The sequence below is a fragment of the Peribacillus simplex genome (genome assembly GCF_001578185.1).
Lineage (GTDB): Bacteria > Bacillota > Bacilli > Bacillales > DSM-1321 > Peribacillus > Peribacillus simplex_A.
This window is the reverse complement of record NZ_CP011008.1, coordinates 4,728,220-4,742,374: the sequence shown is the minus strand read 5'-3', so window position 1 is coordinate 4,742,374 and position 14,155 is coordinate 4,728,220. Positions and strand designations below refer to the sequence as shown.

At 41.3% G+C, this 14,155-nt stretch carries 19 protein-coding genes; 11 read left to right on the top strand and 8 right to left on the bottom strand.

The window, feature by feature from the left end:
- The first annotated feature begins 88 nt into the window (after positions 1 to 88).
- A complete protein-coding gene (locus UP17_RS22165; protein ID WP_155727452.1) occupies positions 89 to 1,153 on the top strand; it encodes a DctP family TRAP transporter solute-binding subunit in 1,065 nt (354 codons plus the stop codon).
- Positions 1,154 to 1,242: 89 nt separating this feature from the next.
- On the opposite strand, the gene UP17_RS22160 is transcribed toward UP17_RS22165, so the two are convergent.
- The gene (locus UP17_RS22160) at positions 1,243 to 2,193 is read right to left on the bottom strand and encodes a metal ABC transporter solute-binding protein, Zn/Mn family (protein WP_061465332.1); all 951 of its coding nucleotides are present in this window, start codon (positions 2,191 to 2,193) and stop codon (positions 1,243 to 1,245) included.
- 120 nt (positions 2,194 to 2,313) lie between these two features.
- On the bottom strand, positions 2,314 to 2,535 hold the full coding sequence (yidD, locus tag UP17_RS22155) for a membrane protein insertion efficiency factor YidD (RefSeq protein ID WP_375166273.1): 222 nt from the start codon (positions 2,533 to 2,535) through the stop codon (positions 2,314 to 2,316).
- Positions 2,536 to 2,743: 208 nt separating this feature from the next.
- On the opposite strand from yidD, the gene UP17_RS22150 reads away from it, so the two are divergent.
- Positions 2,744 to 3,217: an S-ribosylhomocysteine lyase gene (locus UP17_RS22150; protein WP_061465330.1), complete on the top strand. Its 474-nt coding sequence runs from the start codon at positions 2,744 to 2,746 to the stop codon at positions 3,215 to 3,217.
- Between the two features lie 39 nt (positions 3,218 to 3,256).
- On the opposite strand, the gene ytzI is transcribed toward UP17_RS22150, so the two are convergent.
- Positions 3,257 to 3,412: a YtzI protein gene (gene ytzI / locus UP17_RS27080; RefSeq protein WP_081108936.1), complete on the bottom strand. Its 156-nt coding sequence runs from the start codon at positions 3,410 to 3,412 to the stop codon at positions 3,257 to 3,259.
- Positions 3,413 to 3,536: 124 nt separating this feature from the next.
- Here ytzI and UP17_RS22145 point away from each other — a divergent pair, with 124 nt between their 5' ends.
- Positions 3,537 to 3,977 carry a Dps family protein gene (locus tag UP17_RS22145; protein WP_061465329.1) on the top strand — a complete coding sequence of 147 codons (441 nt, stop codon included), beginning with the start codon at positions 3,537 to 3,539 and terminating at the stop codon, positions 3,975 to 3,977.
- A 103-nt stretch (positions 3,978 to 4,080) separates the two neighbouring features.
- Here the strand turns inward: UP17_RS22145 and UP17_RS22140 are convergent, their stop codons facing one another.
- Positions 4,081 to 4,347: a DUF6154 family protein gene (locus tag UP17_RS22140; RefSeq protein ID WP_397260664.1), complete on the bottom strand. Its 267-nt coding sequence runs from the start codon at positions 4,345 to 4,347 to the stop codon at positions 4,081 to 4,083.
- Positions 4,348 to 4,573: 226 nt separating this feature from the next.
- Here UP17_RS22140 and UP17_RS22135 point away from each other — a divergent pair, with 226 nt between their 5' ends.
- Entirely contained in the window at positions 4,574 to 4,924 is a 351-nt protein-coding gene (locus UP17_RS22135; protein WP_061465327.1) for a hypothetical protein, read from the top strand.
- A 123-nt stretch (positions 4,925 to 5,047) separates the two neighbouring features.
- Positions 5,048 to 5,509, top strand: a complete 462-nt coding sequence (gene ytkD / locus UP17_RS22130; protein ID WP_061465326.1) for an RNA deprotection pyrophosphohydrolase — start codon at positions 5,048 to 5,050, stop codon at positions 5,507 to 5,509.
- A 135-nt stretch (positions 5,510 to 5,644) separates the two neighbouring features.
- Here ytkD and UP17_RS22125 read toward each other — a convergent pair whose 3' ends face one another.
- Genes UP17_RS22125 through UP17_RS22115 form a run of 3 tightly spaced genes read right to left on the bottom strand, consistent with a single transcriptional unit; the run spans position 5,645 to position 8,180 of the window.
- On the bottom strand, positions 5,645 to 6,436 hold the full coding sequence (locus tag UP17_RS22125; RefSeq protein WP_250211718.1) for an ABC transporter permease: 792 nt from the start codon (positions 6,434 to 6,436) through the stop codon (positions 5,645 to 5,647).
- Positions 6,426 to 7,196 carry an ABC transporter ATP-binding protein gene (locus UP17_RS22120; protein WP_061465324.1) on the bottom strand — a complete coding sequence of 257 codons (771 nt, stop codon included), beginning with the start codon at positions 7,194 to 7,196 and terminating at the stop codon, positions 6,426 to 6,428. Before UP17_RS22120 ends, UP17_RS22125 begins: the two co-directional genes overlap by 11 nt.
- A gap of 27 nt (positions 7,197 to 7,223) precedes the next feature.
- Positions 7,224 to 8,180: an ABC transporter substrate-binding protein gene (locus UP17_RS22115; RefSeq protein ID WP_155727545.1), complete on the bottom strand. Its 957-nt coding sequence runs from the start codon at positions 8,178 to 8,180 to the stop codon at positions 7,224 to 7,226.
- A 180-nt stretch (positions 8,181 to 8,360) separates the two neighbouring features.
- Here UP17_RS22115 and UP17_RS22110 point away from each other — a divergent pair, with 180 nt between their 5' ends.
- The 4 genes from UP17_RS22110 (at position 8,361) to UP17_RS22095 (ending at position 10,925) form a co-directional block, all read left to right on the top strand.
- Complete coding sequence (locus UP17_RS22110) at positions 8,361 to 9,149, top strand: alpha/beta hydrolase family protein (RefSeq protein WP_250211717.1); 789 nt, start codon at positions 8,361 to 8,363, stop codon at positions 9,147 to 9,149.
- A 50-nt stretch (positions 9,150 to 9,199) separates the two neighbouring features.
- Positions 9,200 to 9,442, top strand: a complete 243-nt coding sequence (locus tag UP17_RS22105; RefSeq protein ID WP_061465321.1) for a DUF2584 domain-containing protein — start codon at positions 9,200 to 9,202, stop codon at positions 9,440 to 9,442.
- Between the two features lie 211 nt (positions 9,443 to 9,653).
- Entirely contained in the window at positions 9,654 to 10,118 is a 465-nt protein-coding gene (locus UP17_RS22100) for a 2-thiouracil desulfurase family protein (protein WP_061466262.1), read from the top strand.
- 33 nt (positions 10,119 to 10,151) lie between these two features.
- On the top strand, positions 10,152 to 10,925 hold the full coding sequence (locus tag UP17_RS22095) for a sulfite exporter TauE/SafE family protein (protein ID WP_061465320.1): 774 nt from the start codon (positions 10,152 to 10,154) through the stop codon (positions 10,923 to 10,925).
- A gap of 49 nt (positions 10,926 to 10,974) precedes the next feature.
- Here the strand turns inward: UP17_RS22095 and UP17_RS22090 are convergent, their stop codons facing one another.
- On the bottom strand, positions 10,975 to 11,382 hold the full coding sequence (locus UP17_RS22090; RefSeq protein WP_061465319.1) for a VOC family protein: 408 nt from the start codon (positions 11,380 to 11,382) through the stop codon (positions 10,975 to 10,977).
- Between the two features lie 360 nt (positions 11,383 to 11,742).
- On the opposite strand from UP17_RS22090, the gene UP17_RS22085 reads away from it, so the two are divergent.
- The gene (locus UP17_RS22085) at positions 11,743 to 12,321 is read left to right on the top strand and encodes a TetR/AcrR family transcriptional regulator (protein ID WP_061465318.1); all 579 of its coding nucleotides are present in this window, start codon (positions 11,743 to 11,745) and stop codon (positions 12,319 to 12,321) included.
- Positions 12,322 to 12,346: 25 nt separating this feature from the next.
- A complete protein-coding gene (locus UP17_RS22080; RefSeq protein ID WP_061465317.1) occupies positions 12,347 to 13,714 on the top strand; it encodes an MATE family efflux transporter in 1,368 nt (455 codons plus the stop codon).
- Positions 13,715 to 14,155: the final 441 nt, after the last annotated feature.

Below are 14,155 nucleotides of genomic sequence, written 5' to 3'. Positions count from 1 at the left end.
CGCTACTTTTTCCCGCATTGTATTACGACAGCAAAAAGGCTGTGATAGAATAGTGATAATGTGAAGTGAGCGGTAGGGAGTTGTCGATATGCGGGCATTATGGGGGTATTTCGTTTTAATTGGCATGGGGCTGTTGATAGCAGTTTATATATCGTTTCAATCGTTCTTTACAAGCTTCGGTTTCAATTTGCCAAAGGATGAGGAGCAGGTGGGGATGAAGGATCAAATCGTGATTAAGTTCAGTCATGTCGTTGCCGAAAATACGCCTAAGGGGCTAGCTGCGAACCGATTTGCCAAACTTGTCGATGAATATACAGATCATCGTGTCAAAATTGAAGTTTACCCTAATCAATCATTATATAGTGATCATGAAGAAATTAATGCGTTACAAGAAAACAAGGTGCAGATGATTGCTCCAACTACATCTAAGATTACGAATATATCAAAAAAATGGATGCTATTGGACCTTCCCTACGTCTTTCCAACGGACACTGCGCTAAAGGAAGCTTTGAATGGAGAAGTGGGGGAAGAGCTGCTTAAGCAGCTGAATTCCATGGATATCGAGGGACTCGCATTTTGGTCGAATAACTATAAACAGATTACAAGCAATAAACCGATACGGCATCCAAGCGATTTTGCGGGAAAGAGTTTTAGAATCATGCCAAGTGCAGTCCTGGCAAGCCAATTTAAGCATTTTGGGGCGACAACATCGGAGCTGGAGTTTAATGAAACGTTTAAAAGCCTTGAAATCAATAAAACGGACAGCCAGGAAAATACGATCTCGAATATCTATTCCAAGAAATTATATGAGGTGCAAAAATATTTAACGATCAGTGATCACGGGTATTTAGGGTATGTCGTCATGATAAACAAGCCGTTTTGGGACAATCTCCCGTTGGATATTCAGCTGCAAATCAAACGTGCGATGGATGATACGACGAAATGGTTATGGATCAAATCAAATGAATTGAATCAGAAACAGCTTCTGGAAATCAAGCAAAAATCGAATATCGACATCTATACATTGTCAGATGATGAAAAGAAAGAGTGGATGGATGAAATGACGGTTATCTATCCGGAATTCGAATCCACGATTGGCACGGAATTGATGACGAAAATGGAAAAAATCCGCGAGAAGCATTTAAATGAATAATGAAAATGGGCTCAAGAGCTTCGACTTTTGAGTCCATTTTTTTATTGGGGGACAAAAAAGGCGGACCCGTCAGGACCCGCCTTTTTTGACTATTGCAACGCAGTTTGCAGTGTCTTTATATTATTTTCCATTAAACTGAAGTAATCTTCGCCCGCTTCGATATCTTTATCCGTCAACACGGATAGGTTATGGAGCTTAAGCGATTTCGCTCCCATTTCCTTTTGGATGATCTCTGTTAGTTTAGAACTGATATTCTGCTCAAAGATGACATAGTTCAAGTCTTCTTTATCGGCCATGGTTACGATTTTCGCAAGTTCCTTTTGAGAGGGTTCGTTTGAAGACGTTAGTCCTGTAACTCCAATCTGTTCAAGTCCGTAGCGTTCCTCCCAATAACCATATGCGGAATGGGAAACGATGATCTTTTTGGTACGGCCCGACTCGATTGTCGTCGCGAGTTTTTTATCAAGTGCCTTCAGTTTTTTGGAAAGCTCGTTGAAGTGGCTGTTGAAATAGTCTTCATGTTCAGGCATTTTCTTCGTTAATTCGTCCTTGATGGTTTTAGCCATGTCAATTGAATAGATGGGATCTAACCACAAATGGGGATTAACGCCCCCATGGTCATGACTGTCTTCGTGTTCATGCTCGTCTTCGTCTTCGTATGCATGCTCACCTTCATCAAGATGAACCGTTTCGCCTACTGCGACTGTTCTGACGCCTTCTTTGCTTAAAATTGGTTGAGCCTTCGTCACGAAGCCTTCAAGATTATAGCCAATATAGAAAAACAGGTCTGACTCCGCCATTTTTACAATATCCTTTTGAGAGGGTTCAAAAGAGTGTTCATCCGTTCCGGGTGGATAAACCGTTTTGACGTTCACATACTCCCCGCCAATGGCTTCCGTGAAGTATTGTAATGGGTACACCGTCGTATATATATCTAAGGTATCCTTGGCTTCCTTAGTGGAATCTCCCTTTGAGTTGCCGCAGGCTGACAAAAACAGCACAGTAACAAGGAAAAGTGAGAGCAATGCTCGATTTTTCATATGGAAATGCTCCTTATATTTCGTATTGATTACGATTTGAATTTCATCTATAAAAACGAAATGATTACGATTTGACTTCTGTATAATACAAAAGATTATAAAAGAAAGCAAGGTTTTTTTCTAATGGTCTTCACCTTTTTTCTTTTTTTCTGGAACAAGGTCAATGCCTCCTGGATGAAACGGATGACATTTAAGAATCCGGACGATGGCTAACCAGCTTCCTTTTATAGGGCCAAAACGGTTGATCGCTTCCAAACCATAATGGGAACAAGTTGGGTAAAAACGGCAAGTAGGCGGTTTTAATGGTGAAATGGCAACTTGGTAAAAACGGATGATTCCCATTAATATTTTTTTAAACACGATGCTTTCATCTCTTTTCGAGTAAATTCACTACCCTGAATTATAGCATATTTTCTGAATTTCCAATAAGGGTAAAAAAGGAATGGGTATATGGGTAATCCGATGGATTTAATAAGAATTATTTTTAATGGATGAAATTTATTGTTATTCAAGGTAGAATAGAGATACATACAATTAAGGAGTGAATTAAATGCCTTCAGTTGAAAGCTTTGAATTAGATCATAACGCTGTTAAAGCCCCATATGTTAGACATTGCGGTGTCCATAAGGTAGGAACAGATGGTGTTGTTAATAAATTTGATATCCGTTTTTGCCAGCCTAATAAACAAGCGATGAAGCCGGATACGATCCATACATTGGAACATTTGCTTGCTTTCAATATCCGTAAGCATTCTGAGCGCTACGATCATTTTGATATTATCGATATTTCGCCAATGGGATGTCAAACAGGATATTACCTTGTGGTCAGCGGCGAACCGTCAGTAACGGAAATAATCGATGTACTTGAAGATACATTCAAGGATGCTGTTCAAATTACAGAAATTCCAGCTGCAAATGAAAAACAATGCGGCCAAGCAAAATTACATGATCTTGAAGGAGCAAAGAAATTAATGAATTTCTGGCTTGCTCAAGATAAAGAAGACCTTCATAAAGTTTTCGGTTAATAAAAAAAGTTCCTGTCAGTTTGTGACAGGAACTTTTTTTCATTTTTCGGGTTCTTCCTTTTTCCCCTCATCCTCTGGCAAAGGGTCAATGGGATCCACTGTATGCTTATAGCTGTAACCTTTTCCGATTGTCAGGACGGATAATGCCAAAACAATAAGAATCACAATAATGGAGATAACTAAAACCGTAATCATTCTTTACAGCTCCTAACGTTCACAATTTAGATTCATTTTAGCATAAGAACCGGAGCGGATAATGTTTCAATTTTAGAATAGAGGGAATTATAAAGGTATAACCAACTTACGGAGGTAGATATTTATGGCTCAGAAAAAATTAGGAATATTAGTGAATAAGGAAATTGCAAATTTCAGTGTTCTTTATACGAAAATTCATAATTACCACTGGTTCGTGAATGGACCGCACTTCTTTGAACTTCATCAAAAATTGGAAGAACTATATATAGAAGTGACAGCCAATTATGATGAATTGGCTGAAAGACTATTGGCCATTGGGGAAAAACCGGTCGCTACCCTTAAAGAGTACTTGGATTTGACTACGATCGAAGAAGCGACAGGTAACGAAAATACTGAAGACATGGTTCAAAGCGTCATCAGTGATTTTGAGAAGCTTTCCGGAGAGTTCTTAGAAATTATCGAAGTGGCCGAAGAAGAAGATCCGGTTACGGCCGATATGCTGACAGGCATGAAGAAAAGCTTAAACAAACATGCTTGGATGCTGCGTGCATATTTAGGACATTAAGGTTTAGGGAAAGCTCTACTTCGGTAGGGCTTTTTTTAATGGAGGAAAAATTAAAACAATAAAAAAGGCATCCATCAAAGGAGGGACACCAGACAGGTATGTATTAATGAATATTCCGTGGCGGAAAGTGTGTAGGTTTCGTGTCGTTCATGCTATTTTGAGCGAACTTCCCTTTTAACGTTTCAATAATGTAAAGGCCCATTAGATTGGTTAGTTCTTGATCATCCATCTCTTGAAGCAATTCGAAAATCTCCTTACGGTCCAATTGCTCCAGAACCGCAAAAGTAAGCATATCAATATCTTCTTCATCACCAGTCATCTTATTACGGTACATATTGTATAATTCTTCAATTAACTTCAAAACTTTCACCTCACATTTATTAGAAATCGTTATCTCTTTATATGTAGGTTATCAAAAAAACCTCTGGGTGCATATAAAAATCTGAAGGGATGCTTGGGCTTATTATATGTTTTACCCTTTGAAAGATACTTTAATCTATTATTTAACATCTTTGTACTTCTGTAAACAAAATTTTCCATTGTATGAAGTAGGGAATTAGGTGAAAAAATAAGCGTAGGATTTATGGAAAGGGTGGATGAATGTGTCTGAAAACAGGAAAAAGTATTACATTTGGCTTCCGAACGGGCAGATAACACAGGATAGAGAAAGTTCTCCATGGAATTTTGAGATCGAGGCGACCGATAATGAAATCATCCAGTTACGTGAGTTATTTGATTATAATTATTCGATAGGGGAAGAAAACTTTTACAGGGCACATGTCCCATACCTTCAATATCATTTTGACCGGGAAAATGATAAACAGGATATCACTCTCCAAAAAATTTATGAGATGATTTATGCACTAGGAACAGAAGAAGGAAGACGGCATATAGAAAGTATGGGGATTTTACAGGCAAAACCAACAGACGATGGCCTTGAATATTGAGGGGGCCATCGTTTTTTTGATGTAATGGAGATTCTTGCTGGATTGTGGTTTTTTTTATCCATATAATGAAAGACGAGTCCAATGAAATAAAGCATTATTTCTTATATGGAGAGAAGGGGAAAAATGAAACGTTTTTTTGATACGAACGGATACAAGGTGGAATTCTCCGAGGATCCTGTTTTTGGAGAGTCTTGGCATGTTTTTGTACTCAGCAGGTACAAGGGAAGGTGGGTATTGACCAAACACAGAGAGCGGGGGTTGGAGTTCCCGGGAGGTAAGCGGGAAGCAGGGGAGTCGATCGAAGAAACAGCCATACGGGAAGTGTATGAAGAAACAGGGGGCTTGGTGGGGAAGCTTCAATTTCTGGGACAATATAAAGTACATGATCCAGTTAAGCCAATCGTTAAATCGATATTCTATGCTAATTTGCGTGAGGTGAAAAAGAAAGAAGATTACCTGGAAACGGACGGCCCGATCTTTTTGGAAGCATTGCCGGCTGTACTGGGTGATGAGTTTAGTTTCATCATGAAAGATGAGATTGTGCCGTTGAGCATATCAAAGCTGGTTAGCAGTAATTCTCTCTAAAAAAGAGTAAAGTGCCCAAACTCACGAGTAAAACGCCCAAATTCACGAGTAAATTGCCTAAACTCACGATAAATTGCCCAAACTCAGAGTTATCCCAGCATAAATGAAAAACTGCCGAGGGTTTTCGGCAGTAGGTTAGTCTTTGATTAATTTTCGTTCAAGCAGTTCGACAAGTTGATACATGATGGTGGCAAAGACGGCGATGATCATCAAGGCGAGCATGACGAGGGTGAAGTTGAAGACTTGAAAGCCATAAATGATTAGGTAACCGAGTCCTTTCGCAGAGACAAGGAATTCCCCGACGATGACGCCGACCCAGGAGAGTCCGACATTCACTTTCAATGTCGAGATGATCGTTGGGAAGGAGGCGGGTAATATGGCTTCCCGAAAGGCTTGTGTTCTTGTGGCGCCAAAAGTTTGGAGTACCTTTAGGTAGTTCGGGTCCACTTCGCGAAATGCGGTGTAGACAACGATGGTGGTGATGATGATGGAGATGATCGCTCCCATCGAGATGATGGATGGAAAGCCAGGGCCGAATGCTACGATGATGATGGGGCCGAGTGCCACTTTCGGCATGGCATTTAAAATGACGAGATAGGGGTCAAGCGTTTTTGATAATCTTGGCGACCACCAAAGCAGGGATGCCAGGATCGTTCCAAGCAGTGTCCCTATGATAAAACCGAGAACCGTCTCGAATAACGTCACTCCGGAATGGGAAAGCAGTGTTCCATCACCCAATTTTTGTATGAAAAGATGCCACACTTTGGTTGGGGAGCTGAAGATGAGCGGATCTATCCATTCCATCCGGGAAAAAAGTTCCCAACTGCTGAAAAAAACGATGAAAATCAGGATCTGATAAAAGCGAATGAGCCTGTTTTCCTTTTTTAACTTGGTTTTATATTGGTTATGAAGCTGTTCAATATTCAAGGCTCTCAAGCTCCTTCCAGATCGTTTGGAATAGCATTGGATACTGTGGATGGTTGCGGGCATGGAAAGGCGTCATTTCACGCAGTTCATCGGGCACCTCGAATGTTTTGTGCACGCTTCCCGGGTTCGCGGAAAACAGATAGATGCGGTCACTCATTGCGATGGCTTCACCGATATCATGGGTGACGAGCACGGCTGTCTTTCCGAACGATTTCAGGGTTTCAAAAACAAGGTCTTCCAGCTTCAACTTCGTTTGGTAATCAAGGGCCGAGAAGGGTTCATCAAGCAAAAGGATTTTTGGGTCGACCGCCAGTGTCCGTGCCAGTGCAGCCCTTTGCCTCATTCCGCCTGAGAGTTCGCGCGGATATAATTTTCCGGTGCCGCCCAATCCAACGTCACTTAATAGTTTCAGCGTCTTTATTCTCTCAAGGCCTTCATCTTTTTTAATCAGTTTCAATCCTAATAAAACATTTTCTTCTATCGTCTTCCATGGAAATAGATAATCCTGCTGCAGCATATAGCCAATTGAAAGGGCACTGTTGGCCTTCAGCGGTTTGTTTTCGAGCAGGATCTTTCCCGAGGTGGGCGAAAATAGTCCAGCGATGATGGAAAGCAGGGTAGTCTTTCCGCAGCCGCTCGGACCTAGAAAAGAGACGAATTCACCTTTTTCAATGTCGAGGGAAATGTCCGCGAGTGCGGTCGCTGCCGTCTGATTTGAAAAATAAGTATGGTGAATGTCTTGGATTTTTAAAAAGCTCATCGGACATCCTCCTTACCTTTAGTTATGCTATTTTATGACCTCTTCAGCAAAATCGGTATTGACCAGCTCATCATGGCTTATACGTGAAGGCAGCTCGCCTGCTTCATCCATGATGTTTTGCAGATTGTTCCATTCTTCTTCATCAAGAATGGGGTCGGTGGCAAATGAACCTTGTTCTTTGTAGCGGTTGATAACTGTTTCCATGGTCTCGATATTGGTATCTTCAAAATACGGCTGAATGACTTTGGCGACTTCCGAAGCATCATTTTCCTGAACCCAATCCTGTGCTTTCTTCAATGCCCTTGTGAATTTTTCGACAGTCTCTTTGTCTTCTTTCAAATAGCTTTCCTTAGCCATATAAACCGTATAGGGAAGATGCCCGGATTCGGTGCCGAAAGAAGCGACGATATAGCCTTTTCCTTCTTTTTCAAATACACTGGCAGTTGGTTCGAACAGTTGAACAAAATCGCCGGTTCCGGAAGCGAAGGCAGTTGCGACATTCGCAAAATCAATATTTTGGATGAGGTTCAAATCTTTTTTCGGGTCTATGTTATGTTTTTTCAATACGAACTCGCCGGCCATCTGCGGCATCCCGCCTTTTCGCTGGCCTAGGAATGTAGAGTTTTTCAGCATATCCCATCTGAAGTTATCAATTTTTTCACGTGAAACAAGAAACGTTCCATCCGTCTGTGTTAATTGAGCGAAGTTGATGACGGGGTCATTAGAACCCTGGGCTTGAACGTAGATCGATGTTTCAGACCCAACTAGAGCAATATCCGCTCCATCGGACAGTAATGTGGTCATCGTCTTGTCGCCGCCTGCCGTCGTTTTCAAATCAATGCTTAGGCCCTCATCTTTAAAAAATCCCTTTTCGATCGCTACATATTGCGGTGTATAGAAAAGGGAGCGGGTCACTTCGGCCACCCTCACCTTCGTTGTTTCCTTGTCCTTGTTGCCACATGCTCCGAGCGGGATCACCAGCATGCACAGAAGTATAAATACGACACCTGCTTTACACCATTTTTTCAAAATTCCTTCCTCCTTGATAAATAGGTATTTTGCCTACATTATCGTATGAATGGAAGAAAAAAATGTGAATGCCTCCCAGGGGATAAAAACAAGCGGATGTTTTACAATAAGATTAAAGAGAAAGGAGAGTGGAAATTGGAGAACGGAACGATTATTTCAAAAAGGCGGTTTCCATCACCGCATCCACAAATCCATCTTTATTCAGTTACATACATATCACAAGGCCTGAAAGTGAAGGGGTTACTAGCTGAACCAGTTGATGGCGAAATTCATGATGCCTTCTTATATTTACGCGGGGGGATTAAAAATGTCGGCAAGGTGAGGCCAGCAAGGATTGTGCAGTATGCCGTGGAAGGTTTCATCGTTTTTGCCCCTTTTTACCGTGGAAATCAAGGCGGAGAGGGAGATGAGGATTTTGGAGGCGAAGATAGGTTCGACGCGATATCAGGATTCAATCTTCTTGAACAGCACCCCCGAGTGAACAAGGATCACATTCATATCCTCGGATTTTCCCGTGGCGGCATCATGGCGCTTTGGACGGGGATATACTGCAGGAATGCAGCGTCAATCGTCACATGGGGTGGTGTATCGGATATGTTTTTAACCTACGTCGAGCGTGTCGATATGCGTCGGATGATGAAGCGGGTCATCGGCGGAACACCAAAAAAATGCCCAGAACAATATGAATACCGTACACCATTGTTTGCAATTGAAGATTTGAATGTGCCCGTTCTGATCATTCATGGTGAAAAAGATGACAATGTCGCCATTGAACACGCGTACAGGTTGGAGAAAAGGTTGAAAATGCACGACAAAGAGGTCGAAAGCTGGTATTTCCCTCAATTCACACATTTCTTCCCGCCGGCCGTTAACAGAAAAGTTGTCGAAGATTTAACATCTTGGATGAAAAACAAAACCGAATGATGATAGAATGAAGTATATTCAAAGTATATTTGCAAGAGGAGGAAATACACATGGGCATGCCTATGGAACTCAATACCATGATCGTTACAAAAGGGAAAGAAACCCGTGAAGAAGAAAATATTTTTCGGCTGTCGAAAGAAGGTTACCGGTTATACCCGATCGATATCCCAATCGATGTCCGCAAAACGATTCAATCTGATTCAAGCGGAACAGCTGTTATCCAAAAAGTTGAATGGACCAGTGGAGAAACCATCATTACGTACCAACTACTATCATTGAACTCGACTAACTAATAGATAAGTGCTTGCAGAGAATTCACTTCGCTGCAAGCGCTTTTTTTGTTGATTTGGTTGGCGGAATTCAGCATTAATGACCTACGCGTTAATAAATCGACCAACGACTTATCTTCCGTCACCGCAAAGTTCTGGTTGATGGTCAATATTCGAAATGAAGATGCTAAAAGAATGGTAAAATGGTGTAAAAAGCATGAGCTGGGGTGATTTGATGATTTTGGTGAGTTCTTGTTTAGCAGGTCTTGAGGTGAGATACAACGGTACACACAGCCTGGATGATAGGATTCTGGAATTAATGAGGGAGAAAAAGGCTATATCGGTTTGCCCTGAGTTGCTTGGAGGTTTTTCGACGCCTAGGGAACCTGCTGAGATAATTGGCGGTGAAGGTGAGGATGTCCTTGATGGAAAAGCGAAGATAATCGAAAAGTCTGGCCGGGATGTAACGGAATGGTACATAAAAGGAGCCAATCTGACATTATTGAAAGCCAAGGAAGTCGGAGCGACGCTTGTCGTATTAAAAGAAAATAGTCCATCCTGTGGAAGTGCGACGATTTATAATGGTGATTTCATGGGGAACAAGAAGGTAGGGAATGGAGTGACCGCGGCTTTGCTTAAACGGCATGGGTTTACGGTGACTTCAGAGGAAAGGTTATTCGACCATCTGGTTGAAAAATGAGTAATGGCGTTTTAGCCGAAAGAAGGGGAATATATGGAGGATATCAATCTCTATACTTTGCTATTTTTAATACTGGCAGGTTTTATTGCCGCATTCATTGATTCCGTTGTTGGCGGAGGCGGGTTAATTTCGATTCCGGCTTTATTGTTCACGGGGATTTCGCCTTCAGCGGCACTTGCCACCAATAAGCTGGCGGGTACAATGGGCTCTTTAACGAGTACGATTTCATTCATTCGGGCTGGAAAAGTCAATTTCAAATTCGTCATCAAGCTGTTTCCGATTACTATGGCTGGAGCGGCAATAGGAGCATATGTTGTCCATTTCGTTTCCGCAGAGATCTTAAAGCCCCTCATTTTGATCCTATTGGTCATTGTTGCGATTTACACGGTGGTAAAAAAGGATTGGGGTAAAGATGCAAAGTATAAAGGACTGAAACGGAAGAAAATGATTCTTTTGATTGTCATTATATTTGCCATTGGCTTTTATGATGGTTTTCTTGGACCAGGCACAGGTTCCTTTTTGTTATTTTCATTTTTGATCATCGGGTTTGATTTTGTCCAGGCAGCTGGGAATGCAAGAATATTGAACTTTGGAAGCAATATAGCCGCACTTATCATTTTCTTATCAATGGGGACCGTCAATTTTGCCTATGGAATTCCGATGGGGCTTGCAATGGTTGCAGGAGCCTTGGTTGGAACGAATTTCGCTATTAAGAAAGGTGCTTCATATGTGCGTTTATTATTCATTTGCGTCACAATTCTGCTGATTGGAAAAAATGTCTTGAATTATTTTCATGTGTTTGGCTGAAATAAAAGATGGCCGGAGATACAAGTCGTATTTTCGGCCATTTTTACATTCATTTTGTGAAATTCAAGTCCCATTGAACGCCAAACTGATCCTTGACCTTACCATACTTAGCCCCCCAGAAGGTATCTTGCAGTTCCATTAAGGATAATCCTTTTTCGCACATGGCATCATATAAATGCTGGATTTCCGAGTCGCTTTCACATTCGAGGACTAACGATACATTATTCCCAACTTCAAGGGGATTGCCTGGAAACGTATCGGATACCATGATCAACATATCGCCTTTTTTGATTTTGGCATGCAAAACAAGGTCGTTCGCTTCTTCTGGTGTTGGGAAATCAGCTTCCCCGTAAGTTTGCAGGTCGGTAATCTCTGCTTGGAATACCTCTGCATAAAATGCTAATGCGTCCTTTGCTTTTCTGTCGAATATTAAATAGGGGGTAACCTGATTTTTCATATGAATCCTCCTTTTTATTATGACTATCATTTCGACAGGCGGATCTTATCCTCCTTTTTTCACTGGGGATATGATTGGAGTGTTTATTGGCTCAATCAAATTAAGAAGAAATATAAATCGAATACGCTTCTTGTTTTGAGTAGCTAAATAATTAAACACATTAGTTTAGCCTGTTTCAAGCGTTAGTGATAGTTATTTCCATTTTGGATATGATAAATTCTGCAACTGTTTTAAAACGACATTGCGTAAAAATTAAACAGAGCATTTCTATAAAAACTTTCCTGACGACCGTTCGTTAGGTTATGATAGGTTTATCAGAAATACAAAAAAGAAAATTGGCAATGAAAGGTGAACGTTATTATGAAAAGCGATGAAATAAAAAAGGCTGCACTTAAATATTTTACGATTCATGGTTATGAGGGGACTTCACTTTCCCAAATTGCAGAAGATGTCGGAATAAGGAAACAATCCATTTATTCTCACTTTAAAGGGAAGGACGACCTGTTTTTATCTGTCCTTAAGGACGCCAAGGAAATGGAGCTTTCGTTTTATAAAGAGTATTTCAATATGATGCGCAAAAGCGATCCGGAAAAGACGCTATACGGATTCTTGGAAGAAATGATCAAGATGTTCCAAGAGGTGGAGAGTTTAAAGTTCTGGCTTCGCATGGGATTCTTTCCGCCAACACATCTATACAATGAAATTCAGAAGGAGACTGATGATCTCCTGGTTCAACAGGAAGCCTTAATGGAAGAGATATTCCAAACATGGACATCAGAGGGGGCTTTAAGTACAGGGGATGCGCGGACCCTGACATTGGCGTATTCAGGTATCATCGTGGCCATCATGGTCGAATTGGTTTATGCCGATAATCCAGAGCGGGTTGCAGAAAAACTTGAGGCGTCATGGTCCATTTTTTGGAGAGGGATTTCAAGGTAAGGTAAAATAGCAGGGGATGGTATACATGTCATTAAGAGAAAAACAACAACTAAATCTACTTGAGGTGGATTCGACGGGAAAGGTCTTTCTTCGCTATCTGATTCCTTCTATGATCGGAATGGTATTGATGGCATTGAACTTTGTTGTCGATGGCGTGATGGTCGGCAATAAACTTGGATCGGTTGCCCTTGCAGGAGTTAATATCGCAGGGCCCATCTATACGATCTTCGTAGCGATGTCGATTTGGATCGGAGTAGGCGGCGCGACACTTTACTCACAAAGCATGGGTGCAAGGGATTATGGTCGTGCACGTTTTATTTTCACCCATTCCATCATCCTGATTACGATATTCACCGTAATCATTGGTCTGATTGCCTACGCTTTTCACCATCAGCTTGTTTATGCACTAGGAGCCAATGAGGCAACCGCTCCCTTTGCAACGGACTACATGAATGTATTCTTGATGCTGGGCTTTGTTTTCACGTTGGAAAACACCTTAAGCATATTCGTCAGGAACAATGGCAATCCGAATTTGGCCATGGCCTCCCTTATCGTTACAGCCATTTCGAATTTCGTGTTGAATTTCATTATCCTTTACGTACTTGAATTAGGGGTGCGTGAGACAGCATATGGGACAATCATTGCAGCCGCGTTGGGGATAGTGGTTCTCAGCCTGCATTTCTTCACAAAGAGGAATACGCTTCGTCTCGTCAAGTTCCGTTTTGAAAGGTCACTTTTCATGATGACGATGATGATCGGTTTTCCTAGTTTTTTAGCGGAAATAGGTGTATCCGTCTTTACCATCGCTCATAATAATGCGTTCTCCCGCCTTGCAGGCACCGATGGATTAGCTGCATTTTCGATTGTGAATTATGCCCATAGTGTCATGCTGTTGATGTTTCTCGGCATAGGATCGGCAATCCAGCCGCTTGTAAGTTATTATCATGGTGCAAAAGATGAAAAGAGGAAGCGGGAAACGGTCCGCATTGCCATTTTCACGGCAATGGGTGCGGGAATATCCATTACCCTCCTGGGACAGGTTGCGGCCTCTCCCATCGTGAATTTATTCGGTGATTTTTCAAGTGATGTTAAAGAACTTGCAACAAGTGGGATTAGGATCTTCTTTAGCGGCTATATCCTAATGGGAGTCAACTTTGTCATGATGACCTATTTCCAATCCATAGGGCAAGTGAAGATGGCAGCCTGGATCACGATTGGGCGTGAATTCATTTTCATGCTTATATTCCTGATGACATTGCCGCTTATATTCGGGACGAATGCTGCATGGCTGGCCATTCCTTTATCAGAGGTGGTCATTTTCTTAACCGTACTCCTTTATTTGAAAAGGGCAGGTTCAAAATTCGGAAAAAATGTCCGGTTAATTAAAGGATAAGCTGAAAATTAGAAATTCCTAAAAGATCATCAATTTGGTGGTCTTTTTTGCTTGGACTATTAGCTATCATGTTTGGTGTTGGATTGGAATTAAAATATCAGCGGGCAAAACGATTGAGTCGATCTTGGCCAGGATCTTCTTTATTCTAATTGTTTTCTTAAGTGTGCTGGAGAATCCAATAGGCAGTCAATTATTTGCAACACCTTAAGAAGTGATGAACCTTTATCAAAATGGAATAGGGTAAATCAAATTCAATATCGACTTATTCACTTTGGGGAGTTGCGTACAGTAGCTATTTTTGTCATTCCATTTAATATATTTATGTTTTTAACGTTGGGACTAATGACGATACATATTGGTTCATCACAAATAATAATGAGAGGAGTATTCCGAGCTTTATCACGGGACGCTGCTCTTTTATTTATTAAAAAATATTCATTC

What these genes read in the sequence shown, in the direction of transcription:
- UP17_RS22165 (WP_155727452.1), top strand. Translation starts at nt 89, where the DNA reads ATGCGGGCATTATGGGGGTATTTCGTTTTAATTGGCATGGGGCTGTTG.
- UP17_RS22160 (WP_061465332.1), bottom strand. Translation starts at nt 2,193, where the DNA reads ATGAAAAATCGAGCATTGCTCTCACTTTTCCTTGTTACTGTGCTGTTT.
- yidD (WP_375166273.1), bottom strand. Translation starts at nt 2,535, where the DNA reads ATGGGAATCATCCGTTTTTACCAAGTTGCCATTTCACCATTAAAACCG.
- UP17_RS22150 (WP_061465330.1), top strand. Translation starts at nt 2,744, where the DNA reads ATGCCTTCAGTTGAAAGCTTTGAATTAGATCATAACGCTGTTAAAGCC.
- ytzI (WP_081108936.1), bottom strand. Translation starts at nt 3,412, where the DNA reads ATGATTACGGTTTTAGTTATCTCCATTATTGTGATTCTTATTGTTTTG.
- UP17_RS22145 (WP_061465329.1), top strand. Translation starts at nt 3,537, where the DNA reads ATGGCTCAGAAAAAATTAGGAATATTAGTGAATAAGGAAATTGCAAAT.
- UP17_RS22135 (WP_061465327.1), top strand. Translation starts at nt 4,574, where the DNA reads ATGAATGTGTCTGAAAACAGGAAAAAGTATTACATTTGGCTTCCGAAC.
- ytkD (WP_061465326.1), top strand. Translation starts at nt 5,048, where the DNA reads ATGAAACGTTTTTTTGATACGAACGGATACAAGGTGGAATTCTCCGAG.
- UP17_RS22120 (WP_061465324.1), bottom strand. Translation starts at nt 7,196, where the DNA reads ATGAGCTTTTTAAAAATCCAAGACATTCACCATACTTATTTTTCAAAT.
- UP17_RS22115 (WP_155727545.1), bottom strand. Translation starts at nt 8,180, where the DNA reads ATGCTGGTGATCCCGCTCGGAGCATGTGGCAACAAGGACAAGGAAACA.
- UP17_RS22105 (WP_061465321.1), top strand. Translation starts at nt 9,200, where the DNA reads ATGGGCATGCCTATGGAACTCAATACCATGATCGTTACAAAAGGGAAA.
- UP17_RS22100 (WP_061466262.1), top strand. Translation starts at nt 9,654, where the DNA reads ATGATTTTGGTGAGTTCTTGTTTAGCAGGTCTTGAGGTGAGATACAAC.
- UP17_RS22095 (WP_061465320.1), top strand. Translation starts at nt 10,152, where the DNA reads ATGGAGGATATCAATCTCTATACTTTGCTATTTTTAATACTGGCAGGT.
- UP17_RS22090 (WP_061465319.1), bottom strand. Translation starts at nt 11,382, where the DNA reads ATGAAAAATCAGGTTACCCCCTATTTAATATTCGACAGAAAAGCAAAG.
- UP17_RS22085 (WP_061465318.1), top strand. Translation starts at nt 11,743, where the DNA reads ATGAAAAGCGATGAAATAAAAAAGGCTGCACTTAAATATTTTACGATT.
- UP17_RS22080 (WP_061465317.1), top strand. Translation starts at nt 12,347, where the DNA reads ATGTCATTAAGAGAAAAACAACAACTAAATCTACTTGAGGTGGATTCG.